The sequence below is a fragment of the Burkholderia sp. EMB26 genome (assembly GCF_024730645.1).
GTDB classification, from domain to species: Bacteria; Pseudomonadota; Gammaproteobacteria; order Burkholderiales; family Burkholderiaceae; genus Burkholderia; species Burkholderia cenocepacia.
Genome location: NZ_CP078071.1, coordinates 196495 through 221273, shown reverse-complemented (window position 1 = coordinate 221273; position 24779 = coordinate 196495). Strand labels below are relative to the sequence as shown.

General features: G+C 67.5%; 17 protein-coding genes. 9 read left to right on the top strand and 8 right to left on the bottom strand.

Annotated features, from left to right (window positions below; translation table 11 throughout):
* The first annotated feature begins 74 nt into the window (after positions 1-74).
* A complete protein-coding gene (locus KU887_RS17715; RefSeq protein WP_205672175.1) occupies positions 75-893 on the top strand; it encodes a multidrug ABC transporter ATPase in 819 nt (272 codons plus the stop codon).
* Positions 894-922: 29 nt separating this feature from the next.
* Here KU887_RS17715 and KU887_RS17710 read toward each other — a convergent pair whose 3' ends face one another.
* Complete coding sequence (locus KU887_RS17710) at positions 923-2074, bottom strand: acyltransferase (protein WP_205672147.1); 1152 nt, start codon at positions 2072-2074, stop codon at positions 923-925.
* A gap of 325 nt (positions 2075-2399) precedes the next feature.
* Between KU887_RS17710 and pip the strand changes: the two genes are divergently transcribed.
* The gene (gene pip / locus KU887_RS17705) at positions 2400-3332 is read left to right on the top strand and encodes a prolyl aminopeptidase (RefSeq protein WP_006484702.1); all 933 of its coding nucleotides are present in this window, start codon (positions 2400-2402) and stop codon (positions 3330-3332) included.
* Between the two features lie 68 nt (positions 3333-3400).
* Here the strand turns inward: pip and KU887_RS17700 are convergent, their stop codons facing one another.
* The 7 genes from KU887_RS17700 to KU887_RS17670 all read right to left on the bottom strand — a co-directional run bounded on the left by KU887_RS17700 (position 3401) and on the right by KU887_RS17670 (position 14624).
* The gene (locus tag KU887_RS17700) at positions 3401-3673 is read right to left on the bottom strand and encodes a hypothetical protein (RefSeq protein WP_006492692.1); all 273 of its coding nucleotides are present in this window, start codon (positions 3671-3673) and stop codon (positions 3401-3403) included.
* A gap of 175 nt (positions 3674-3848) precedes the next feature.
* On the bottom strand, positions 3849-4904 hold the full coding sequence (locus KU887_RS17695) for a transglutaminase family protein (RefSeq protein ID WP_205672148.1): 1056 nt from the start codon (positions 4902-4904) through the stop codon (positions 3849-3851).
* The gene (locus KU887_RS17690; protein WP_124632855.1) at positions 4898-7504 is read right to left on the bottom strand and encodes a circularly permuted type 2 ATP-grasp protein; all 2607 of its coding nucleotides are present in this window, start codon (positions 7502-7504) and stop codon (positions 4898-4900) included. The genes KU887_RS17695 and KU887_RS17690 overlap by 7 nt, the downstream gene beginning before the upstream one ends.
* 202 nt (positions 7505-7706) lie before the next feature.
* Positions 7707-11120, bottom strand: a complete 3414-nt coding sequence (locus KU887_RS17685) for a DUF2126 domain-containing protein (RefSeq protein ID WP_258256928.1) — start codon at positions 11118-11120, stop codon at positions 7707-7709.
* 93 nt (positions 11121-11213) lie between these two features.
* Complete coding sequence (locus KU887_RS17680) at positions 11214-12197, bottom strand: transglutaminase family protein (protein ID WP_034202485.1); 984 nt, start codon at positions 12195-12197, stop codon at positions 11214-11216.
* 8 nt (positions 12198-12205) lie between these two features.
* On the bottom strand, positions 12206-13144 hold the full coding sequence (locus tag KU887_RS17675; protein ID WP_258256926.1) for an alpha-E domain-containing protein: 939 nt from the start codon (positions 13142-13144) through the stop codon (positions 12206-12208).
* A gap of 64 nt (positions 13145-13208) precedes the next feature.
* Complete coding sequence (locus KU887_RS17670) at positions 13209-14624, bottom strand: circularly permuted type 2 ATP-grasp protein (RefSeq protein WP_258256925.1); 1416 nt, start codon at positions 14622-14624, stop codon at positions 13209-13211.
* A gap of 589 nt (positions 14625-15213) precedes the next feature.
* On the opposite strand from KU887_RS17670, the gene KU887_RS17665 reads away from it, so the two are divergent.
* From KU887_RS17665 to KU887_RS17635, 7 genes are all read left to right on the top strand, one after another.
* Positions 15214-16209, top strand: coding sequence for a LysR substrate-binding domain-containing protein (locus KU887_RS17665; protein WP_006495083.1), 996 nt, complete (start codon positions 15214-15216; stop codon positions 16207-16209).
* Between the two features lie 633 nt (positions 16210-16842).
* Complete coding sequence (locus tag KU887_RS17660) at positions 16843-17268, top strand: hypothetical protein (protein ID WP_034178463.1); 426 nt, start codon at positions 16843-16845, stop codon at positions 17266-17268.
* 62 nt (positions 17269-17330) lie between these two features.
* Complete coding sequence (locus KU887_RS17655; RefSeq protein ID WP_062885472.1) at positions 17331-18089, top strand: hypothetical protein; 759 nt, start codon at positions 17331-17333, stop codon at positions 18087-18089.
* A gap of 104 nt (positions 18090-18193) precedes the next feature.
* Positions 18194-20827, top strand: a complete 2634-nt coding sequence (gene pgaA / locus KU887_RS17650; RefSeq protein WP_258256924.1) for a poly-beta-1,6 N-acetyl-D-glucosamine export porin PgaA — start codon at positions 18194-18196, stop codon at positions 20825-20827.
* Between the two features lie 17 nt (positions 20828-20844).
* Positions 20845-22938, top strand: coding sequence for a poly-beta-1,6-N-acetyl-D-glucosamine N-deacetylase PgaB (gene pgaB / locus KU887_RS17645; RefSeq protein ID WP_034178464.1), 2094 nt, complete (start codon positions 20845-20847; stop codon positions 22936-22938).
* Positions 22935-24206: a poly-beta-1,6-N-acetyl-D-glucosamine synthase gene (pgaC, locus tag KU887_RS17640; protein WP_006488682.1), complete on the top strand. Its 1272-nt coding sequence runs from the start codon at positions 22935-22937 to the stop codon at positions 24204-24206. The genes pgaB and pgaC overlap by 4 nt, the downstream gene beginning before the upstream one ends.
* Positions 24184-24672, top strand: coding sequence for a hypothetical protein (locus KU887_RS17635; protein ID WP_048989115.1), 489 nt, complete (start codon positions 24184-24186; stop codon positions 24670-24672). Before pgaC ends, KU887_RS17635 begins: the two co-directional genes overlap by 23 nt.
* Positions 24673-24779 lie beyond the last annotated feature (107 nt).

Sequence of the window (24779 nt, the reverse complement as noted above, 5' to 3'; positions counted from 1 at the left end):
GATTGCTGAAGGTCTCCGCCCGGTCAGAGGCGACGCCCACGAACACCCATGAAGAAACATTTCCGAGGACAATAATGAGCATCCTGCGCTTCGCCCCGCTGCTGGCACTCGCCGCCGCCCCCATCGTTCACGCCGCCGACAGCCAGCCTTGCAGCGACGAAACCGTGACAGCCATCGCCCGCTGGGCCGGCATTGCGAGCGCCCGCATCGCCACGCGCGACGCGGACCGGCTCGTCGTCGCGTCGTCGTGCAAGGTCATGCCGAACGCACCGGAAACGACGATCGCGGCCGTCGCGTTCGATTCGCTGCCGAAAAGCAAGAACCCGGACGAAAGCAAAAAGTTGCAGGTCGTCGCGCTCGTCGAGGGCGGCAAGGTCGTCGCGGCCGATCGATCGGTGGTCGAAGAGGATGCGGCGACGGAGATCGACGAGAACAGCTACCGCATCGATACGGCGCCCTATCGGCTGTCGCCCGACGTGCGTGCGTTCGGCGTCGTGTTTACCAGCAGCGCGCGTGGGCCGAGTTGCCCGGATGCCAACGCAAGCGAAGAGTTGACGCTCTGGGTGCGTGAAGGCGGCCGTATCCGCCCCGTGTTCGGCACGAATCTGTACGGCTGGGTCAGCGTCGAAGGCGACGCCTGCGGGCCGGGTGCGGGCGATGCGCGCAGCGAAGCGGCCCGCATGACGATCGCCGTCGAGAAAACGTCGAGCCACGGCTTCGCCGACCTGTCGATCACGGCACACATCACGAAGACGCAGCGCAAGAACGGTGATTACTCGGATACGGGCAAGCGCACGGCGCGCACGATCGTCCACTACGACGGCAAGTCCTATGGAATCGACATGTTCCGGAACTTCTGGTATTCGCCGACCGCGATGAAACGCTTCAAGTAATGGCGCGGGCGCGACGCCGCCCCGCCCGCCTACTCCACCACCTTCGGCCCGATCGCCTCGGTCGGCGCCGGCATCCGCAACGCGTCGTCCCGCACGCGTCGCCCCTCGCGCGCCGTATAGCGATCCTTCAGCCTCAGGAACGGTTTTTCGACGAGGAAATAGCTGGCGGTCGCGGCCATCAATGCCCATACGATACCGAGCGGAAACGCGTGCGGCACAGGCACGCGCGGATTCGCAAAAGGCTGCTGCCACAGATAAAGACTGAACGAAATCGTGCCGACGAACACCACCGGCCCGGCGCGCAACCAGCGCGCGCACCAGAACCCGCTGCGGAAATTCAGCACGACGATCACGATCGCGATCAGCGCGGCTTCGATCGTCACGCCGTACGTCGCATTCCAGAAGCCGCCGAGCCGGTGTTCGGCGAGCGGCATGCCGAGCAGCACGACGAACACGAGCGCCGTCACGATGCGCGCCTCGCCGCGCCACGAACCGATCCACGCTTCGAGCCGTTCGCGGTTGAGCGACGCATAGCAGCCGATCAGGATCGGGTCGACACCCGTGTGCAGCATCATCCCGAGTTGCCCGCGCAGCGCGGGCGCGACGAAATACGTAATGGCACGCACGAGCGGCACGATGAGGATCAACGTGGCCAGCCAGCGCGTGCCGGTGCGGCGCATGCCGAACGCGAACAGCAGCGGCCAGAACCAGTAGAACTGCTCCTCGAGCGCGAGCGACCAGAAATGGCCGAGGTACCACGCGCCGTCCGGATGCAGCGCGTTGTCGCCGGTCAGCCCGAACCACGCCGAGTAATTCCACAGGTGCAGCGCCGCATAGAGCCACTGCCGGCGATCGACGTCGAACCCGCCGACGAACGCCACGATCGCGACGGCCGCGAGATACACGTAGCAGGCCGGCCAGATGCGCAACGCACGGCGCACGTAGAACGACGTCAGTGCGATGCCACCCGTACGCGCGAATTCGGCGCGCAGCACGTTGGTGATCAGGAAGCCGCTCAGCACGAAGAAGATCAGCACACCGAGCCGGCCGTCGGCGATCAGCCTCAACGGCGCATACCAGCCCGTATAGCCGCCGGGCAGCACATGCTCGGCATGACCGACGACGACCATCGCGACCGCGACGGCGCGCAACCCGGTCAACTGCGTGACGCGATGGTTCATCGGCTGGTTTCCGTTGGCACGGTGGAAGAGCGGGAATGGGCCGGCGCCCGCTTGGCACGCCGACCTGCCGCCGGGATTTTGTATGAAAAATATCGGAATGAAATTGCTTCAAAAATCCGCGCGGCAAACATCGCCGGCGACACGCGCCACAGCGGGCCAACGTCCGGCGCGGCGAATGGGCATAATGACAAGCCTTGTCCGGCGGCGGCCGGTCCGATGCCCACGCAACGAATTTTGCGGCGCAGCAATCCAGGCCGTACCGTACCGTCCGCACGCGGGTCCGCGCCTCGTCCGCCTCGTGTCCACCCTCACCCGGAGCCTGCCTGTGTACCCACCGATCGAACCCTACGCCCACGGCCACCTCGACACCGGCGACGGCCACCGCATCTACTGGGAGCGCTGCGGCAACCCGGCCGGCAAGCCCGCCGTGTTCCTGCACGGCGGCCCCGGCGCCGGCTGCGGACCCGACCATCGCCGCCTGTTCGATCCCGAGCGCTACGACATCCTGCTGTTCGACCAGCGCGGCTGCGGGCGCTCGACGCCGCATGCGAGCCTCGAGAACAACACGACGTGGGACCTGGTCGCCGATATCGAACGCCTGCGCGAGATGGTCGGCGCCGAGCAATGGCTGGTGTTCGGTGGCTCGTGGGGCAGCGCGCTGGCGATCGCGTACGCGGAAACCCACCCGGAACGCGTGAGCGCGCTGATCGTGCGCGGCATCTTCACGATGCGTCGCGCGGAACTGCTGTGGTACTACCAGGAAGGCGCGTCGTGGCTGTTCCCCGATCACTGGGAAGACTTCCTCGCACCGATTCCGGAAGCCGAGCGCGGCGACCTGATGGCCGCCTACCATCGCCGGCTGACTGGCGACGACGAAGCCGCGAAGCTCGAAGCCGCGCGCGCGTGGAGCATCTGGGAAGGCCGCACGATCACGCTGCTGCCCGATCCCGCGCTCGCCGCGCACTTCGCGGACGGCCACTACGCACTCGCGTTCGCGCGGATCGAAAATCACTACTTCGTGAACAAGGGCTTCGTCGAGGAAGGCCAGCTGCTGCGCGACGCGCATCGGCTCGCCGGCATTCCGGGCGTGATCGTGCAGGGCCGCTACGACATCGCGACACCCGCACGCACGGCGTGGGAGTTGTCGAAAGCCTGGCCGGACGCGACGTTCGAGATCGTGCCGGGCGCCGGGCATGCGTACAACGAGCCGGGGATTCTGGAGGCGCTGGTCGCGGCGACGGACCGGTTCGCCGCCTGAGCATCATAACAACGCGACACGACGCGGCGCGTGCTGCCATGCCTACCGGCATGCCCACGCGCCGCCGATCACAGCGCCGCTTCGACGATCGTCCGGCCGCTGATCGCCCGCTCGACGAGCTGTTCGTCACCGACCTTGCGGATCGCGTCGTCGAGCAACCCTTCCGGCTCCTCGGTCGCCACCTTCAGCAGGCCCGACAGCCCGCGTGCGTCGAGCACCACCAGCGTCTCCATCGAATCCGCGCGGCTCACGAGCACGCGGCGGAATGCCGGGCCCGCGCCGAAGCTCGCACAAAGCGCGATCGTCTCGTTGCCGAGCGTGTAGTCGAAGTGCTTGATCATGGTCTGCCGCCGTTGTATGGAAATGGCGACGCGCGACGGCGCGGCGCCGTGACGTCGACGCACCCGCGCGTGCCGCCGGCGCGCCGGACCGGAATCCGAATCGTTCGCCGGCATCACCATGCTAGGCGTGCAGTATTAACGAAGACTTAAAGCGCGAACGCCCCGCGCGGCGGCCTCAAGCCGCATCGAGCGGCTCGACCGTCACGCCGACCTTCAACTCCTGATCCGCCCCGCCGCCGCGGATCACACCGCGCAGCGGCGTCACGTCCGCGTAGTCGCGGCCGATCGACAGCATCACGTAGTCGTCGCCCGGCGCACGATCGTTGGTCGGATCGAGCTGTAGCCAGCCGCCATCCTCGGGCCACGCCGGGTCGTACACGTCGACCCACGCATGCGACGCGTCCGCACCGATCAGCCGCGGCTGGCCCGGCGGCGGCTGCGTGAGCAGGTAGCCGCTGACGTAGCGCGCGGCCAGCCCGAGCGAACGCAGCGCGCCGATCATCACGTGCGCGAAATCCTGGCACACGCCCTTGCGCAACCGCAGCGCGTCGAGCGCCGACGTCGTGATGTCGGTGCTGTTCGGCGTGTACGCGAAATCGGCATGCACGCGCCGCATCAGGTCCCATGCCGCCTGCACGAGCGGCCGTTGCGGCGTGAAGCTCGCGGCCGCGTACGCGGCAAGCTCGGCGTCGCACGCGACGTGCGGCGACGCGAACACGAACTCGCTCGCCGGGTCGTAAGGCTGCCCCGCGCGGAACCGCAAGCGCTCGCGCACGGCCTCCCATGCGGTGGCATGCGCGGCGGCCGGGTTCGCGATCGCAGGCGGCGGCTCGCCGCGCGCGCCGAGCGACCACACGGGCGGCGTCACGCGTACGGTACTGCGGCTGCGCACCAGCAGCGTGTCGTGCGGCAGGTTCAGCGCGAACGACGCACGCGCATTGCCGAACGCATCGAGTTCGGTGCCGACCGATTCCGGTGCGGGCTCGATGTCGAGCGAGAACGACAGCACCTGCTGGCGCGGCGTCGCGAGCGGTTGCAGGCGTGCCTGGTGCTGCGCGGATTCGACGCGCGCCGCGTAACGGTATTCGGTGTCGTGCGTGACGCGCAGCAACCGGCCCGGCGCGACGGCAGCCCGTGCGTCGCTTGCGGCCGCCGTCGGTGCGGCTGCCTGCCGGGCGTTACCGGAGCCAGAACCGGCCGGCGTTTTAGGTACGCCTTTCGTCGTCACCATAGCGTCCTGCCCGCTTCGCGCACGTGGCTGAAATAGCGCTCGCCAATCCGGTTCGACAGTTCCCACACCGCCTTCGCCGTCGTGTCGAGCGCCGCGAGCAGTTTGTCGTGCCGGCCGCCGTCGGTGGTCTCGCACAGCTCGTGCAGCGACCATGCAGGCACATCCGGAATCGTCTCGGCCAGCTCCGACAGCGCATAGCCTTCGCTGCGCTCGACCTTCGTCAGCCGGCCACGCAGCGCCTGCACGACCCAGCCGAGCGAGCGCGGGTTGTCGGTATCGAGCACGACGAGCGACAACAGCGGCGCGACGTCGAAGCCGCGCTGGAACCGCGAACGAAACGTGATCGTGCTGTCGAACAGTTCCAGCACGAGTTCGAAACCGTCCTGCCGGTGCACGGCCCCTTCGTCGAACGCGAACTTCAGCACGCTGCACAGGAAATCGAGCCGGTCGATCTGCCGGCCGATCGACAGCAAGCGCCAGCCGTCGTCGCGCGTCATGTTGTCGGTCTGCGCACCGGTGATCGCGCCGAGCAGCAGGCCGAGGCGTTCCAGCAGCTGCAGCGCGTCGTTGCCGATCTGCTCCTCCGCTTCCGGTTGTCCTGCGCTATCCGCGAACAGTTGCGTCGCGTCGTCGATCAACCGCCATTGATCGCTCGACAGCCGCTCGCGGATCGCGGCAGCCGCGCCGCGCATGCCGAACAGGCACGACGCGATCCCCGACGTGCGATCGGCGCCGCGCGTCAGCGACGTCGCGAGCGCGTGCTGGAACGCGCGCGGCGCATCGACGGCGTGCGGCGCGTCGGCCGCGATCAGCCCGGTGTCGCGGCACAGCGTGTCGATCAGTTCGAGATGCGCGGGGCTGTCGACGTCGTCTTCGCCGCGCAGCCGTTCGAGCGCGGCACGCGCCAGGCGCATCAGGTTGGTCGCGCGCTCGGTATAACGGCCGAGCCAGAACAGGTTTTCCGCCGCGCGACTCGCGATCGCACGCGGCCGCTCGACGAGATCGTCGGGGCCGAGGTGCGTCTGCAACAGCGTCGTCGAATCGACGATGCCCTCGGTCATCACCCACGTGTCGACGGTGCTGCCGCCACGCGGCATCGGCGCGTTGAACAGCGTGTCGCGCGTGCCGACCCGTGACAGTCCGCCCGGCAGGAGCCGCCAGCGCTGCGCGCCGTCGGCGAGCGCGAACACGCGCAGCAAGAGCGGTTTCGGCACGATCCGCGCGCTGCCGTTGCCGTCGGGTGCGTCGGGCCGCGGCCAGGTCGGCGCCTGCGACAGCGGCAGATCGGCCTGCACCGTGTAGTGTTCGGGCCGCGCGAGAATCCGCGCGCGCCACTCCGCCAGTTGCGCCGGCGTGAGCCGCGCGCCGATCACCGGCTCGAATGCACCGCCTGCCTGCACGTCGGGTGGATAGGATGCCTTGACGATGCCACGCGCGAGTTGCGGCAGCGCGTCGTCGCACGCGGCCGCCTCGCCGCACCACCACGAATGCACGGCTGGCAGCGTCAGCGTTTCGCCGAGCAGGCCTTCCGCGAGACGCGGCATGAAGCCGAGCATCGCCGGCGATTCGAGGAAGCCCGAGCCCGGCGCGTTCGCGAGCAGCACGTTGCCCGCGCGCACGGCCTGCAGCAGCCCCGGCACGCCGAGCATCGAATCGGGACGCAGTTCGAGCGGATCGAGCCACGCGTCGTCGACGCGCCGCAGGATGCCGTGCACCGGTTCGAGCCCGCTCAGCGTCTTCAGGAAGACGTGATTGTCGCGCGCGGTCAGGTCGCCGCCTTCGACGAGCGTGAGGCCGAGATAGCGCGCGAGATAGGCATGCTCGAAATAGGTCGCGCTGTGCGGTCCCGGGGTCAGCAGCACGATCCGCGAATTCTTCGCGGCGGGGCTGAGCGACTGCATGCTCTGCAACAGCGCACGGTAGGCGGACGCCAGCCGCTGCACGCGCAGCCCGCGAAACCCGCGCGGAAAGAGCCGCGACACGATCAGCCGGTTTTCGAGCAGGTATCCGAGCCCGGCCGCGCCCTGCGTGTGCTGCGCGACGATCCGCCACTGCCCGTCCGGGCCGCGCGCGAGATCGAACGCGACGACGTGCAGCCACGTATCGCCCGGCACGCGTGCGCCGCGCATCGCGCGCAGGTAGCCGGGATGACCAGTGACGAGCGCGGGCGGCAGCAGCCCGCGCTGCAGGATCGTCTGCGGCCCGTACAAATCGGCCAGCGTCGCGTTGAGCAGCCGCACGCGCTGCAGCACGCCGCGCTCGATCACGACCCAGTCTTCGGGCGTGACGATCAGCGGTAGCAGGTCGAGCGACCACGGCCCGGCCGCGCCGTCGCCGGCGCGTTGCTCGTGCAACTGGTAGAACAGGCCGTTCTCGCGCATGCGCCGGTGCAGCGCGTCGGCGCGGCGGTCGAGGTCGGCCACGCCGTCGCTGCCGATCGACGTGAAGAAGCTGCGCCACGCGGGCGCCAGCGCGGGCGCGTTCAGGCCAGCCGCGCTGCCGCGCAGTTCGTCGTAGCGGCCGGCGGCGGCCGGCGCCGCGAGCGCGGCGGCCAGTTCGGCGGCGTCCGGCTGCGCGCCGGTATCGAAAAGCGTGGGCATCGCGTCGAGGGCGGCGAGATGATCGAGGTCAATGGGCGGCACGATGTCGTTCCGTCGTCAGGATGCGGCCGCGCACGCGCGCCGCCGCACCGGCGGCAAGCTGCCGCGGCGCGCGGCCGCAGTCTGCCCGCATCCTAGCACTCCGGCGAGGCCGCCGGGAGGTTGCGCGCCGCGCATCGTCGTCCGCCCCGTCATCGATCGATCAAGGCCGCCGCAAGTCCAGCGTAAAAGGAAATTCGCGGCTCGGCGCGGCGGCCGCGACCTCCATCCGGCCCGGCGTGTGCCCCATCTCGACGAAGCGCGCGAGCCGGCGGCTCTCGGCTTCGTACGCGTTGACCGGGAACGTCGCGTAATTGCGCCCGCCCGGATGCGCGACGTGATACCGGCAGCCGCCGAGCGAGCGCTGCAACCACGTATCGACGATGTCGAACGTGAGCGGCGCGTGCACGCCGATGGTCGGATGCAGCGCCGACGGCGGCGCCCACGCCTTGTAGCGCACGCCCGCGACGTACTCGCCGACGGTGCCGGTCGGCTGCAGCGGCAGCGCACGGCCGTTGACGGTCACGACGTGCCGGTTGTCGTTCAGCCCCGTCACGCGCACTTCGAGCCGTTCGACCGACGAATCGACGTAGCGCACCGTGCCGCCGATTGCCCCCTCCTCGCCCATCACGTGCCACGGTTCCAGCGCGCCGCGCAGCGACAGTTGCATGCCGTTCACCGCGATCTGCCCGAACAGCGGAAAACGGAATTCGAAGTGCGGCGCGAACCACGCCGGATCGAACGCGAAACCGGCGTCGCGCAACTCGGCCAGCACGTCGTCGAAATCCATCTGGAGAAATTCCGGCAGCATGAAGCGGTCGTGCAGCGCGGTGCCCCAGCGCGTGAGCGGCGTCGTGTACGGCGTGGCCCAGAAGCGCGCGACCAGCGCACGCAGCAGCAGTTGCTGCACGATGCTCATCCGCGCATGCGGCGGCATCTCGAAAGCACGCAGTTCGAGCAGGCCGAGCCGGCCGGTGGACGAGTCGGGCGAATACAGCTTGTCGATGCAGAACTCGCTGCGGTGCGTATTGCCCGTCACGTCGATCAGCAGGTTGCGCAGCACGCGGTCGACGAGCCACGGCGGCATGTCCTGCCCGAACAGCAGCTTGTTGCGCTGGATCTCCGCGAATGCGATGTCGAGCTCGTAAAGCTGGTCGTTGCGTGCCTCGTCGACCCGCGGCGCCTGGCTCGTCGGCCCGATGAACAGCCCCGAGAACAAATACGACAGCGACGGATGGTTGTGCCAGTAGGCGATCAGGCTCGCGAGCAGATCGGGGCGGCGCAGGAACGGGCTGTCGGCCGGCGTCGCGCCGCCGAGCACGAAGTGGTTGCCGCCGCCCGTGCCGACGTGCCGCCCGTCGACCATGAACTTCTCGCTGCACAGCCGCGATTGCCACGCGGCGTCGTACAGGAATTCGGTGTGGTCGACGAGTTCGTCGAAGCTCGCGGCCGGATGGATGTTCACCTCGATCACGCCGGGATCGGGCGTCACCTGCAGCAGTTTCAGCCGTGCGTCGCGCGGCGGCGGATAGCCTTCGAGCACGAGCTTCACGCCGAGCGTGTGCGCGGTCAGCTCGATCGCGCCGAGCAGGTCGAGATAATCCTCGAGCGCGGCGAGCGGCGGCATGAACAGGTACAGGATGCCGTTGCGCACTTCGACGCACAGCGCGGTGCGCGTGATCCACGCGGCCGATTCGAAGCGCTCGGGGCGGCGATGCGGATCCCCGGCGCCCGGTCGGCCGCTCGCGGCCGCGCCGTCGTCGCGCCACTGCATCACGGTCTGCGCGGACGCTTCGCGATGCACGCCGGCCAGGTAGCGCGGCGCGTCGGCCGGGCCGGCGTAGCGGGCGCGCATGGCGGCGGCATCCGGCAATGCGTCGCGCGGCGCGAACGGATCGCGCTCGACCAGGTACGGATAATCGGCGCTGGCGGTCCACGGCAGCGAATCGAGCGGCAGCCGGTAGCCCATCGGCGAATCGCCCGGCACGAGGTACATTCGCTCGTCGCGGAAGAACCACGGGCCCGTCTGCCAGCGCGGCCCGTCGAGGCCCGGCATGTCGTCCACACGCTTCACCGGCAGCACGTAACCGACCACGCTGTCGAGCCGCTGCTCGAACACCTTGCGCAGCCGCGCGCGTTCGAGCTCGTCGTCGAGGCGCGCGTCGAACGGATCGACGTTGACGGGCAGCCGGCGCTCGCGCCACAGGTAGTACCACACGTCCTCGTAGCCGGGCCGGATGAATTCGCCGGTCAGGTTCAGCCGCGCGGCGAGCGCATCGATGAAACGCTTCGCGTCGTCGGTCGTGTACGCGGACGGTTCGCGCTCGTCGGCGAACAGCGACGGATCGTGCCACACGGGCTGGCCATCCGCGCGCCAGAAGATCGACAACGCCCAGCGCGGCAATTGCTCGCCCGGGTACCACTTGCCCTGCCCGAAATGCAGGAAGCCGCCGTCGCCGTATTCGGCGCGCAGCCGCTGCACGAGTTCGGTCGCGTAACCGCGCTTGGTCGGGCCGAGCGCATCGGTGTTCCACTCGGCGCCGTCGCGATCGTCGATCGACACGAAGGTCGGCTCGCCGCCCTGCGTGAGCCGCACGTCGCCGGCCGCCAGCGCACCGTCGACCTGCGTGCCGAGCGCGAGCACGGCGTCCCACTGCGCTTCCGTATACGGTTTCGTCACGCGCGGCGATTCGTACACGCGCGTCACGCTCATCTCGTGCTCGAACGACACCTCGCACTCGTCGATCAGCCCTTCGACCGGCGCGGCACTCGTCGGCTGCGGCGTGCAAGCGAGCGGAATATGCCCTTCTCCGGCGAGCAGGCCCGACGTCGGATCGAAGCCGATCCAGCCGGCGCCCGGCAAGTAGACCTCGCACCATGCGTGCAGGTCGGTGAAATCGACCGACGTGCCGCTGGGGCCGTCGAGCGATTTGACGTCGGGGGTGAGCTGGATCAGGTAGCCCGACACGAAGCGCGCGGCGATGCCCAGATGGCGACACAGCTGCACGAGCAGCCACGCGCTGTCGCGGCACGAGCCGGATGCGAGTTCGAGCGTTTGCGCGGGCGTCTGCACGCCCGGCTCCATCCGCACGAGATAGCCGATGTCGCGCTGAAGCTGCTGGTTCAGCGCGACGAGAAAGTTCACGGTGCCGGCCGGCGTGCGGTCGACGGCGTCGAGATACGTGCGGAACAGCGGCGCGGCGCTCGTCTGCGGGTCGCACGCGAGATACGGCGCGAGCTCGGTCTTCAGCGCGTCGTCATAGCTGAACGGGTATTGTTCCGCGCTCGCTTCGAGGAAGAAATCGAACGGGTTGTACACCGACATCTCGGCGACGAGATCGATCGTGATCTCGAAGTGCTCGGTTCGCTCCGGAAACACGAGCCGCGCGAGATAGTTCGAGAACGGGTCCTGCTGCCAGTTGATGAAGTGCTGCGCAGGCTCGACCGTCATCGAATACGCGAGGATCGGCGTCCGGCAATGCGGCGCGGGCCGTAGCCGCACGACCTGCGGGCCGAGGTTGACGAGCCGGTCGTAGCGATAGCGGGTGGTGTGATGCAGCGCGACGTGGATGGACATGGGAGCTCGGATCGGGTTGGGCCGGCCGCGCGCGCCGCGTCGCTGTCGACGCGGCGGCCCGGCATGGCGGATTCGGCGAAAGCGCGCGGCGGGTCAGACGAGTTCCGGCGTCTGCACGACGCTGATCTCGACGCCGACGGCCGTCGCGCCGAGCCCCGTCACCGGCTGCGCGTCGCGATGGTCAAGGCCGACCGCAATGCGCACGTAGCGTTCGTCCGGGCAACGGTTCATGAACGGGTCGAAGCCGACCCAGCCGAGCCCTTCGACATAGGCTTCGGCCCATGCATGGCCGGCCGGCTGCTGCATCAGCGCGGCGGCTTGCGGCTGCGCGCCGAGCGCCGGTTGCGGCTGCCCCTGCGATTGCGACTGCACCGCATGCGACGCGCCGAGCATCTGGTGCATCCCGTCGCCGCTCTGCAGCGCGAGTGCTTCCTCTTCCTCGACGTCGCCCGGCTGCTGCTTCGCATCGGCGATGCGCTGCATCGCGCTGTCGGCCAGCACGTAGCCCGAGATGTAGCGCGCGGGGATCTTCAGCGCGCGGGCGGCCGCGATGAACGCGTGCGCATGGTCGCGGCTCGTGCCCTCGCCGCTTTGCAGCGCGGTTTCCGCATCGACGGGCGCATCGGCGGCCAGGTTCGGCGCGTACGCGATGCGGCCGTGCACCTCCGTCATCAGCCAGTGCAATGCGTCGAGGCCGTGCGGCTCGATCGGCAGCGCCTGCGTCAGCGCATGCACGGTGTCGCCCGCTTTCGTGAGCGCGGTCTCGCGCTCGAAGATCCACGGCGGCGCATAGCCCTCGGGATTCCCGAGAATGCCCGCGCGGTCCTGCGTCTCGACGACGCCGGCCGCGACGACGACGATCTCGTCTTTCGCGCCGCGATCGTGGCGCACGAGGTCGATCCGGTTGCCGAGCCCGTCGGCGTACGACAGCGTCGGCTCGACGCCGTCGATCGTGACCTGCCACGCGCGCACCGTCTGCCCGGGGCCCGACTGCGGGCGCAGCCGCAACCGTTGCAGTGCGTGGGAAGCTTGATCGTCGAACTGATAACGCGAAATGTGTCGGATGGCGAGTCGCATGGCAAGTCTCAGTCGAAGTTGTAAGCCTGGGCGACTTCGAGCCCGAGGCTGTTGTTGCGGCCGATGAAGTCGGTCAGGAACTCGTGCAGGCCGCTCTTGAAGATCCGCTCGACCGAGGTATCGGACAGCATTTGCAGGATCTTCGTGGCCGTGTCGTGACACGGGTGTGTCACGCCGTAATCCTTCGCGAGCAGGTTCAGGCTCGACACGACGCGCCCGTAGCAATAGCGCAGCGAACGCGGCATGCGGCCGTTCAGGATCAGGTAGTCGGCGATGTTCAGCGGCTTGTACTGCACGTCGTACACCCAGCGGTACGAACGATGCGCGGCCACGCAGCGCAGGATCGTCTCCCATTGGTAGTTGTCGAGGATCGTGCCGACGTGCGACACCGACGGCAGCAGCAGGTGGTACTTCACGTCGATGATCCGCGCGGTGTTGTCCGCGCGTTCGATGAAGGCGCCGATCTGCGCGAAATCGAAGATCTCGTTGCGCAGCATCGTGCTGTAGAAGCTGCCGAGGATCAGCGCGGTTTCGCGCTTCACCTGGTCGAGCACGGCCGGCAGCTCGCTTTCCGGCACCGGCTGCGCGAACGCGCGGCGCAGCGCGAGCCACGCGCCGTTCACGCTCTCCCACGCCTCGCGCGTCAGCGCCGTGCGCACCATCCGCGCATTCGAGCGCGCGGCCTCGATGCACGACAGCACGCTCGACGGGTTGTCGCGGTCGCGCAGCAGGTAGTCGGTCACGGTATCGGCCGCATACGCGTCGTATTTCTGCCGGTAGCCGTCGTCCGCGCCCGAGCTGACCAGCACCGACGACCATTCGGCCGGCGCGTCGGACGTGCGCGTGAGCGCCATCCGCAGCCCGGCATCGATGCGCGCGATGTTCTCCGCGCGCTCGATATAGCGGTACATCCAGTAGAGCCCGCTCGCAGTTCGTCCCAGAAGCATCTCGTGTCCACTCCGTCTTCGTTCGGTTCGCGCGCCGGCTCCGGCGCGCGCGGTCGCGTCCGGCTCAGTCGGCCAGCACCCAGGTGTCCTTGGTGCCGCCGCCCTGGCTCGAGTTGACGACGAGCGATCCTTCCTTCAGCGCGACGCGCGTGAGCCCGCCCGGCGTGATGCGGATCCGGTCCGACACCAGCACGAACGGCCGCAGGTCGACGTGGCGCGGCGCGAGGCCGGCGTCGGTCAGGATCGGCGTCGTGGACAACGCAAGCGTCGGTTGCGCGATGTAGTTCGCGGGGCGCGCGCGCAGCTTCGCGGAAAATGCCTCGAGCTCGGCCTTCGACGCGCACGGCCCGACCAGCATCCCGTAGCCGCCCGAGCCGTGCACCTCCTTCACGACCAGTTCGTCGAGATGCTCGAGCACGTACTTCAGGCTGTCGGCCTCGCCGCAGCGCCAGGTCGGCACGTTCTCCAGCAGCGCCTTGCGGCCCGTGTAGAATTCGACGATCTCCGGCATGTACGAGTAGATCGCCTTGTCGTCGGCGATGCCGGTGCCGGGCGCATTCGCGATCGTGATGTTGCCCGCGCGGTACACGTCCATGATGCCTGCCACGCCGAGCACCGAATCGGGGCGGAACGTGAGCGGATCGAGGAACGCATCGTCGACGCGGCGGTACAGCACGTCGATCGGCTGGAAGCCTTCGGTCGTGCGCATCGCGACGCGGCCGTCGATCACCTGCAGGTCGCTGCCCTCGACGAGGTGCACGCCCATCTGGTCGGCGAGGAACGAATGTTCGTAGTACGCGGAATTGTGGATGCCGGGCGTAAGCACGGCGATGGTCGGATTGTCGGCGTTGCCGCCCGGCGGGCATACGGCCGCGAGCGACTGGCGCAGCATCTGCGGGTAGGTTTCGACCGGGCGCACCTTCACCTGCTGGAACAGCTCGGGAAAGAGCTGCATCATCGTTTCGCGGTTTTCCAGCATGTAGGACACGCCGGATGGCGTGCGCGCGTTGTCCTCCAGCACGTAGAACGCGTTCTCGCCGGTGCGCACGATGTCGACGCCGATGATGTGCGTGTAAACGTTTCCCGGCGGCCGGAAATCGATCATCTCCGGGATGAACTCTTCGTTGTGCGCGATCAGGTGCTTCGGCACGATGCCCGCGCGCACGATTTCCTGGCGGTGATAGATGTCGTCGAGGAATGCGTTCAGCGCCATCACGCGCTGCTCGATGCCGAGCGACAGCCGGCTCCATTCCGCCCCGGAGATGATGCGCGGGACGATGTCGAACGGAATCAGCCGCTCGGCGGCCTCCGCGTCGCCGTAGACGGCGAACGTGATGCCCGTCTTGCGGAACACGCCTTCCGCGTCGTGGGCCTTCTGGGCGAGGCTCGCGGGATTCTGCGTGTCGAGCCATTGCTTCAGGCGCGCGTAAGGCGCCCTTACCATGTCGCCGGATTGCAGCATTTCATCGAATGGCTTCATCGATCTTTTCTCCATCGATCGTTTTCCCCGGCATTGCGCATGCCGGACCGGCGTACTGAATGCTTTGCAAGGAACGTGCCTTGCTCGACCCCGTCGATATCCCCCTGTTTTTGCGCCGCGCCAGGCACGCCGGTGCGGCATTGCGCACCACAACGGTGCAACCCCCGACGCGACGGGCGCTTGCGGTGCGCCGCGAACGCGCACGGTCGATGCTGCGCCGCGTTCGACGAACATAGTTCTCCCGCGTGTCACGAATGTGCAATCTGCACTGCACCAAAAGTGGCGGGCCCGCGCCCCGGAACGATCGCGGGCGGGCGGGCCGGCACGCGCACGGCGCAGCCGGCCCTGGGGGGAAGTACCGTCCGCGGCGGCGCGGACAGTCCGACGCGGTGAACTGTCCGGTTAAGCCGGGTCCGGCACCTCAACGCTATGCAGCCGTAATCCCGGCGACAACGCCCATGCATATTTCGACTGACACCGATCGAAAAAAAACATCGGCTCGACCGGCGCGAGGCGCGGTACGCTAGAACGTTGGTGCGGCAGACGGCGCCGCCTTTCAGGCGCCCGACTATAAAAAGCGAAGATCGAAATGGAAGCAAAGTGGCTGGAAGATTTCCTGAGCCTTGCGGATACCAAGAGCTTTTCCCGGGCCGCGCGTCACCGGCACCTGACGCAGTCGGCATTCAGCAGACGAATCGCCGCGCTCGAAACCTGGATGGACGCGAAGCTGGTCGACCGCAGCATCAACCCGATCACGCTGACGCCCGCCGGCCAGATGTTCCGCGGGCTGGCCGCGGACATCCTGCGCAGCATGTATGCGGCGCGCAACCTCGTGAACGGCTACGACCAGTTCGCGGCGAGCGACCAGGTCGTGCGTTTCGCCGTCGCGCATACGCTCGTGTTCACGCTGTTTCCCGAATGGCTCAAGCAGCTCAACGGCGAGGTCGGCCACGTCACTGCCCGCGTCAATGCGGTGAACGTGCCGGAAGGCGTCCAGCAACTGGTCGAAGGCGAATGCGATTTGCTGCTCGGCTATCACCATCCGCAGTTGCCGATCGTGCTCGACCCGAATCACTTCCCGTTCGTCAGTCTCGGCGTCGAACGCATCCTGCCCGTGTCGACACCCGATGCACGCGGCGAGCCGGTGTTCCAGCTGCCCGGCACGCCCGATGCCCCGCTGCCGCTGCTCGCGTATTCGTCGGGCGCCTTTCTCGGCAACATCGTCGAGATGCTGTTGCTGAATGCGACCGAGCCGTACGTGCTGCACCGGTGTTTCGAAACGCACATGTCCGAGGCGCTGAAAGGCATGGTCGTGGCCGGGCACGGCATCGGCTGGCTGCCGGAAAGCTGCGTCGCGAAGGAGCTCGCAGACGGCACGCTCGTGTGCGCGGGCACCGGCGACTGGATCACCGAACTCGAAATCCGCCTGTATCGGTCGGCGCGCAAACGCGGGCTCGCGGCGGAGCAGCTGTGGACCTACATCATGAACCGGCCGCACGCGGCGATCGACGGTGCGACAGGCACTGAAGAAGCGGCCGCCCCGGCGATGCGCAGCGCGCGACGAAGCGCGGGCGGCAGCCGCTGATGGCATATTCGCGCCGTGGATATCCGCGGCGCGAATACGCGTTCTCCCGATAGCAATCGATAATCCCGTCGGACTCCGTAAAATCCCTCAACGGCTCATAATCGATCTCCAGAACACGCAAACGTTTGCGATTCATGTCGTATTTTTTACTGTTTTTGGTATTAAGTAAGAATAATCGGCCCGCCTTTCCAGACAGAAATACCTTGTTACACAAGTTTCGATTTACCTGTAACTGTCGGAATCATCAAAAACGTCGCACCCTCATTTCACGATGTGCGACCTGTATCCGGACCTTCATCGATTCGCCTCGAATACAGGCGCAAGAGTTTCTTTTATCAGTCGTTATTTTTCGGCACGAACGTCGATACCTCCGACGTGATTCAAAGCGTGCTCGATCATCGCTACCGAAGAGCAATTTTCATGTTCGGCAATATCGACTTTATTCAGCATTAAGCGATCCTCAGCAATCCATCCTTATCCTATTTAAATAGGATCTTTCACCCCCGTCCCATTCCGACCACACGCGGTTGTTGGTTCAAAAACCATCGTGTATCAATAGCGTGTCGCAAAAAGAACGTTGGCAAATTCGACTCGGAGTCGATGCACGTCATCGATTCCGGACGGGAGATTGCAATGTCACCCTCGCTTCGACAGCATGCTCGCGCTTTCCTGAGCGTCTTCGTCTCCACGCTGTGCATGAACGCCATGGCCCAGACACCGGCGGCCTCCTCACCGGCGTCCGGGCCGGGGGCGAACCGGTACGTGATTTCGTATATCTGCGGCGATGCGCGGATCGACGGCACCGCACCGCTTCCCCCCGACGGGCGTCCGTACAACCTGGGCGTGTCGTTCGTCTCGGAACATACCGGGCAGCCGCTCTCCAACGTGCAGGTGCGCCTGCGCCGACATGGGCGCGTGCTGGTCGAATTCGCCGCATCGGGATCGCGCTGCCTGTTCAGCGTGCCCGATGCGAGCTACCGGGTCGAAGGGACCTATCAGGGAGCAACCCAGTTCGCGATCGTCGAGACGGGCACGCTCACGACGCAGCTGCGCTGGTGAACGTCGCGCCGCCCCTCTCCGATCGCGCCAATCGTGGACCGCATCGAATCAAGGAGTCTTGCATGCCTCGTGCAGAACGACCGGACGGCTCGCCCGCCCGTCAGCCGAAACCCTCGTGGGGTCCGGGAAAGAACGCGGCGCTCAGCGTCGCCGCATTTGCCGCGATCTTCGGTGCCTTCGCGTACGTCGAGCGGGACACGAGGGTCGGCCATGCGAGCGTGACGCACGATATCGCCCGCGTGATCGGAAACGCCGTCGGAAAGTCCCGCGAGCTCATCGTGGCGGCAACCGGCCGCGTGTCCGGCACCGCCGCGCCAGCCGGCTCGACCTCGACGCTCGCGCAGGCCGGACCGGTTCCGCCGTTCGCCTCCGCTCCCCCCGCCGTGTCGGCCGTGGCCGAACCGGCCGTGCCGCCGCAAACGGCGGCCCGCTCCGACACGACACGTACGCGCCCCGCGCACGTGCCGCCGACGAGGCTGGCGGCCAATCCGCACGCCGCGTCGACCGGCAGTCGCACGACGCGCCCGGGCGACACGCACCGGACGTCACGTTCGCAGACGCTGGCGCGCACGAGAAAACACCCCGACCCCGTGCCGAAACCGCAACCGCAGTCGTATGTCGCGGGCACGTCGCACATGGAGGCCACCAGCGTCACGCACGATGAGCTGGAAGGCGCCCGCGCTCTGGCCAAGGCGCGCTGGTGCGCACGGATCGACGAATGGAGCTGTGTGGAGCAAAACGCGAGCCGTGCACTCGCCATCGACCCGAAGAACAGCGAATCGCGCGCGCTGCTTGGACAAGCGATCCGCAACCGCCTGTGACCTGGCCGGATCCCGCCGGGCCTCGCCGCCCGACGGGGCGACGGCCGGCGACGAGCGCCGTCGGGCGTGCAACCGATGTGATCGTTTCAAAGTGAGGACACACCGTGGCCAACAATCGTCAACAACAATGCACCACCGTCGCTCCGCCGAACCGGCGGATCCTCCTGCATGCGCCGTTGCTGTGCCTGCTCGTCGCGTCCGGCCCGTGTCTTGCCGCCGAAGGCGACGCGGAACCGGGCAGCGCGAGCGAAATCGCCGGGTCCCGCGGCGCACCTGATGCGTTGCCGCCCGACCTGCAGCCCCCGGGCGCGTCGACGCAGGCCGCGCCGGGTTCGGGCACGCAGCCGCCGCTTGCACCAACGCCGATCGCGCAAGCGTCGGACGCATCGATGCAGATCGCGCAGGCGCCGAACCCGGCGATGCCGACCACGGTCGTGGTGGACCCGGATGCGCCGCAGCCGGCCGCGCCATCGACGAATGCACCTGCGCCAGCGGCGCAAGTGTCGAATGCGCCGATGCTGCTGGCGCAGGCATTCGACACGCCGCCGGATACGCCGCGGCCACGCACGCAAACGTCCGAGGCACCGCGGCAGCGCGCCCAGGCCACGACCACCGCACCGCCGGCTACACCGACCACAGCCGCTACGCCGACGCTCACCGCGCAGGCATCCGGCACGCCGATGCCGAATTCGCCCGCGCCCACGACCCAGCCGTCCGGCGCCGAACCGCCGTCGTCCCGGCAACCGAATTCGCAGTCGCCCGGCGCGCAGCTCCCCGGCGAGCCGATCCAGCGATCGCAAGGGCCCGACGTCCAGGCACCGAATGCGCAGGCGCCGAACCTCCGCACGGCCGATGTCGCGACGGTGCGCAACGACGTGTTCGGCCTCGCGGCGAGCGGCGGCGCGGTCAAGGCACTCGACGAAGCGAAGGCGCGGCCCGATGCGTTCTCCGCCGTCGACATCGCGCAACTGGAAGAGCTGTCGATTCGCCAGCAAGTGCGCGGCGGACGCGACAAGTCGCGCTCGATGACGAGTTCGGACCGCTTCGACGGAATCGACAGCGCCCTGCGTGCGGCGGACGACCTCGACAAGCGGATACCGCCCACGCCCGAGTACACGCCGGTCCGCACCGCGCTCGCGGGCGACCGGGTCGTCGCCCTTGCGGCACGCGGCGACATGAAGACGGCCGTCGCGACGTTCGAGACGATTCCGTCCAACGCGGAAATCTCGATCGACGCACTGGCGGCCGTCGGCGACGCGTACCTGTACCTGGGCGAGCCGGCCAAGGCGAACGCCGTGTACGCGCGTGCGCTGAAGCAGGCCACCGCATCGCCGAGCGATCGCGCGACGCGCGGCTTCCAGTATGGCGCCCGCACGCAGCCGATCGAGCTGCGCGAAGGGCTGTTCTGGTCGTACGTCGACCAGGCACGCGCGCCGGAAGCGAAGCAGGTGCTCGACGACATGGAGAAGTCGCTGCCGCCCGCCAAGCAGGTGACCAACGTCGGCCCCGGAGAAAGCGACTATCTGCGTTACTACCGGTTGCGCGCGCAATACCTGATCTTCACGGGTCACGCCGACCAGGGGATCGCCGCCCTCGAACAGCTCGAGAAAGAGGTGCCGTTCAACGCGGAGATCCGCGCCGCGCACGCCGATGCGGTGTCGGGCCAGTCGCATCCACGCCAGGCGATCTCGATGTATCGCGCGTCGCTGACCGATCACCCGGACAGCGTCGAGATGCTCGCGGGCCTCGGCCGCGCATCGCTCACGGCGGACGACTACGCGACCGCGAAGACCGTCGACCAGACGCTGGGCAACACGTTCCCGGACAGCGGCGCCGTGCGCGGCTTCAAGCGCGACTACAAGGCCTACCGCAGCCCCGTGTTCACGATCGACCTGAGCTTCGAGCACGGCAACAGCGCGCTGGCCGACAACAGCTTCACGTCGGACAGCTACATCTACTCGCAACCGTTCGGCGACAACTGGCGGGTCTTCGCGCATACGTTCTACGGCCATGCGCAAACCGACGGCGGCAGCGTCAGCCGCACACGCACGGGCATCGGCGGCGACTACCGGCACGGGCCGCTCACCGTGCTGGGCGAGGTCACGCGCTCGCTCGGCGGAGACGGCCGAACCGGCGGCCGCGGCACGATCGCGTACGCACTGAACGACTACTGGACGGTCAGCGCGGGGCTCGACACCAACGACAACTCGCTGCCGTGGAAAGCGTATGCCGCGCACATCTGGGGCCGCTCCGCGAACGTCGAGGTCGTGTATCGCCAGAACGACCGGCGCGAAGTCAAGCTGAGCTACGGCGTGAGCCGCTACAGCGATTCGAACCTGCACCAGGAAATCGCGGCGACCGCCACGCAGCGCGTGTACACGTCCGCGAACCAGCTCGTCAACGTCTCGCTGAATCTCGGCACCGACAGCAACACGCGCCATGACGCGCCCTACTTCAGCCCCGGTCGCGACTACGCGGCCGCGGCGACCGTCATGCATCAGCTGACGCTGTGGAAGAAAGGCGACACGGGGCTGCAGCAGCGCGTGTCAGTGTCGGGCGGCGTGTACAACGAGCGCGGCTTCGGCACCAGCCCGCTGTGGAGCGCGCGTCTCGAGCACGCGTGGACGTTCAAGCACGACATCACGCTGAGCTACGGCGTCGAGGTCAGCAGCCACGCATACGACGGCCAGCGCGAGCGCTCCGAAACCGGCTTCCTGTCGCTCAACCTGCCGTTTTAGCAAGGAGATCGGCAATGCTGCAATCCAGACGGACCTTCATGTGCGGATGCCTCGGCACGTTTGCCGCCTGTTCGCTGTTCCCGGGCGTGACCAACGCCAAGATGATCGACCTGCTGCCGCCGTCCGATCCGGCCGACGGCAAGACGTTCCGCGTGATCTGCATGCACGACGTGCGCGACAACCTGATGGCGTCGTTTTCGTCGCCGACGGCGATCATCGATCCGTTCGCGGTCGATACCGGCACGCTCACCGCGATCTTCTCGTGGCTGCAGACCAACAACTACCACACCATCACGGTCAAGCAGATCGAGGAATCGCGGCACGGCGGCAAGCCGCTGCCGCCGCGCTCGGTGCTGCTCACGTTCGACGACGGCTTTCGCAGCCACTACACGAAGGTGCTGCCGCTGCTCGAGCGCTTCAAGTATCCGGCCGTGATGGGCCTCGTCACCGCGTGGATCGATACCCCGGCGGATACGCCGATCCGCATCAGCGACAAGGTGCAGGTACCGCGCGACTACTTCCTGTCGTGGGACGAGGTGAAGAAGCTCGGGCAGTCGGAATTCGTCGAGCTCGGCTGCCACACCCACAATCTCCACCACGGTGCGATCGCGAATCCGCAAGGCAACGAGTTGCCGGCGACCACGTCGCATCTCTACCTGCAAGACCAGAAACGCTATGAAACCGACGCCGAATTCCACGCCCGCGTGCACGACGACCTGCAGACGTGCGTGCGGCAGATCCGCGAGCGCACCGGCCTCGTCGCGCGCTCGATGGTGTGGCCGTACGGCGCGGAAAACCAGCCGGTGCGCCAGATCTCGACGTCGCTCGGCATGGACATCCAGTTCAGCCTCGACGCCGGCCCGAATACGCCGGACGTGCCGCTGGACCGGCTGAGACGGATCCTGATGATGTACGACGTCGATATCGGCGGGTTCGAGCGCTCGATGCGCGAGCCGGCGTCCAACCGCGGCGACGTCGACGTGCCCGAGCGCACCGTGCAGGTCGATCTCGACCAGGTCTACGACCCCGATCCCGCGCGACAGGAAGCGAATCTCGGCAAGCTGATCGAGCGCATCTACCGGATGCAGCCGAAATCGGTGTACCTGCAGGCGTATGCGGACCCGAAGGGCACGGGCGTGGCCGAAGCGGTGTATTTCCCGAACCGGCACCTGCCGATGCGTTCCGACCTGTTCTCGCGTGCCGCGTGGCAGCTCAATACGCGCGCCAACGTACAGGTGTACGCATGGATGCCGGTGCTCGCGTTCCGGCCGCCCGCCGACAAGCTCCGCTCGCTCGAAGCCGTCAGCGCATTCGGCGGCGCGCCGGCCCGCGAGAACGGCACGCGTGTGTTCCGGCTGAGCCCGTTCGATCCCGATGCGCGGCTGATGATCCAGCAGATCTACGAGGATCTCAGCAAGCACGCGTCGTTCAGCGGCATCCTGTTCAGCGACGACGCGGTGCTCGACGACTACGAGGATGGGGGCCGGCATGCGCTGCGCACCTATTCGCAATGGGGGCTGCCGGCCGACATCGGCAAGATCCGCGAGAACCCCGACCTGATGAAGCGCTGGACACACCAGAAGACGCGCTACCTGATCGACATGACCCGGCAGCTCGAGCAGATCGTGCTGGCCCACCAGAACGTCGGCGACGTGCTGACCGCGCGCAACATCTTCGCGATGCCGGTGCTCAAGCCCGAATCGGAAGCATGGTTCGCGCAGAACTACGACGATTTCCTCGCCGCCTACGACTACGTCGCGCTGATGGCGATGCCGTACATGGAACAGGCGAAGGACCCCGACGGCTGGCTCGACCAGCTCGTGAAGGCGGTACGCACGAAGCAGCGCGGGCTGCAGCGCACCGTGTTCGAACTGCAGGCGTACGACTGGCACGGGCAGAAGGCGGTGCCGGCCGGCACGCTGCTCGCGCAGATGCGGCGGCTGCGCAGCGAAGGCGCCGTGAATTTCGGCTACTACCCCGACAACTTCCTGAACGGCCAGCCTGAACTCGACGCGATGCGCGACGTGATGTCGCTGAAGTCGCGCCTCGACCCCACCTCGATCAACGCGCTGATGCAGATGCAGCAGTCGCACGGAACCAAGACGCCATGACCACCCACAGCCTGATCCAGCGCCTGCAGGATTTCGTCTTCTACTATCCGTTCTTCATGTCGTATCTGTGGATGATCGGCGGCGTCGTGCACTACTTCCTGCTCGAGGAAGGCCGCGAGCTGTCGACGCGCACGATCGCGTCGAGCGGCATCCCGAAAGTCTCGATCGTCGTGCCCTGCTTCAACGAAGCCGCGAACGCGCGCAGCGTGATCGGCCACCTGAACGGAATGCAGTATCCGAACTACGACATCATCGCGGTCAACGACGGCAGCAAGGACCGCACCGGCGAGATCCTCAACGAGCTGGCCGTCGAGATTCCGCGGCTGCTCGTGATCCATCACGCGCGCAACGAAGGCAAGGCGGTCGGGCTCACGACCGCGGCGGCCGTGTCGAACGCGGAATACCTGCTGTGCATCGACGGCGACGCGCTGCTCGCGCACGATGCGATCGGCTGGATGCTCGAGCATTTCCTGACCGATCCGGGCGTGGGCGCGGTGACCGGCAACCCGCGCATCCGCACGCGCACGTCGCTGCTCGGCCGCATGCAGGTCGGCGAATTCTCGTCGATCGTCGGGCTGATCAAGCGCACGCAGCAGGTGTACGGCCGCATCTTCACGGTGTCGGGCGTGATCACGATGTTCCGCAAGACCGCGCTCGCCGATGTCGGCTACTGGAGCTCGGACATGCTCACCGAGGACATCGACATCAGCTGGAAGCTGCAGTGCCGCGACTGGCGCGTCGTGTACGAGCCGCACGCGCTCAGCTGGATCCTGATGCCGGAGACGATCAAGGGGCTCTACCGGCAGCGGCTGCGCTGGTCGAAGGGCGGCATCCAGGTGCTGCTCAAGTACGCGGGCACGCTGATGCGGCCGACCCAGATGATGATGTGGCCGCTATTCGCCGAATACCTGATCGGCATCGCGTGGGCGTACTCGATGTCGTTCATCCTGCTGCTCGCGCTGATCGACGTCGTCTACCCGCTTCCGCCGAACTGGCATGTGTCCGTGGTGCCGCACTGGCACGGGATGCTGCTGGTCGCGACCTGCATCCTGCAGCTGATCATCGGCAGCATGATCGATCGTCGTTACGACGAAAAACTCCTGATGTACTTCCTTGACACCATCTGGTACCCCGTCGCGTTCTGGCTGATCAGCATGATCACCACCGTCATCGCCCTGCCCGCCGTCGTGCTGCGGGGCCGTGGCAAGCGCGCCGTATGGGTCAGTCCCGACCGAGGCATTCAACATGAAGAACGCGCCGATTATTGACCTTTCCCTGCGCGCCCCGCGCGACATGATCGCCGAACGCGGCAACATCGTCGGGCCCGTGCTCGTCGCATGGTTCCGCCTCGTGCGGCCCGCGCTGGTCGGGGGCGTCTGGGCATCGATCTGCATCTATACGTACCGTTACCTGTTGCCGTTCAACGAGGCCGAGATGCCGATCGAACAGATCGTGTTCTACGTGACCAGCATCGCGCTGATCGCCGGCACGATCGTCATGTGGCTGATCGCGGGGCGCGTCGTGCATCCGTTCGCCTACCGGTTGCGCGTGTCGAAGATGCTGCGGCGCTCGGCCAGCGTGAAGGTGCGCTCGGTGCCGCCGACCGCGTTGGCAAGCGAGCGCCGGCGCGGCGCGCGGCGCACCACGCGCATTCTGGTCGCGTCGCACGACGCGAACGGGTCGATTTCGGGCATCGAATGGGTCGCGCATGCCGGCCCGCAGCCCCGCGAATAAATCGCCGGAGACGTGCCGCACCGCGCGCGACGCCTGCCGCGCGACGTGGCGCCGCTTGCGGCATCGTGCTGCCGCGCGTCGCGCGCCAGCCGGCAACTTCCTGGAGA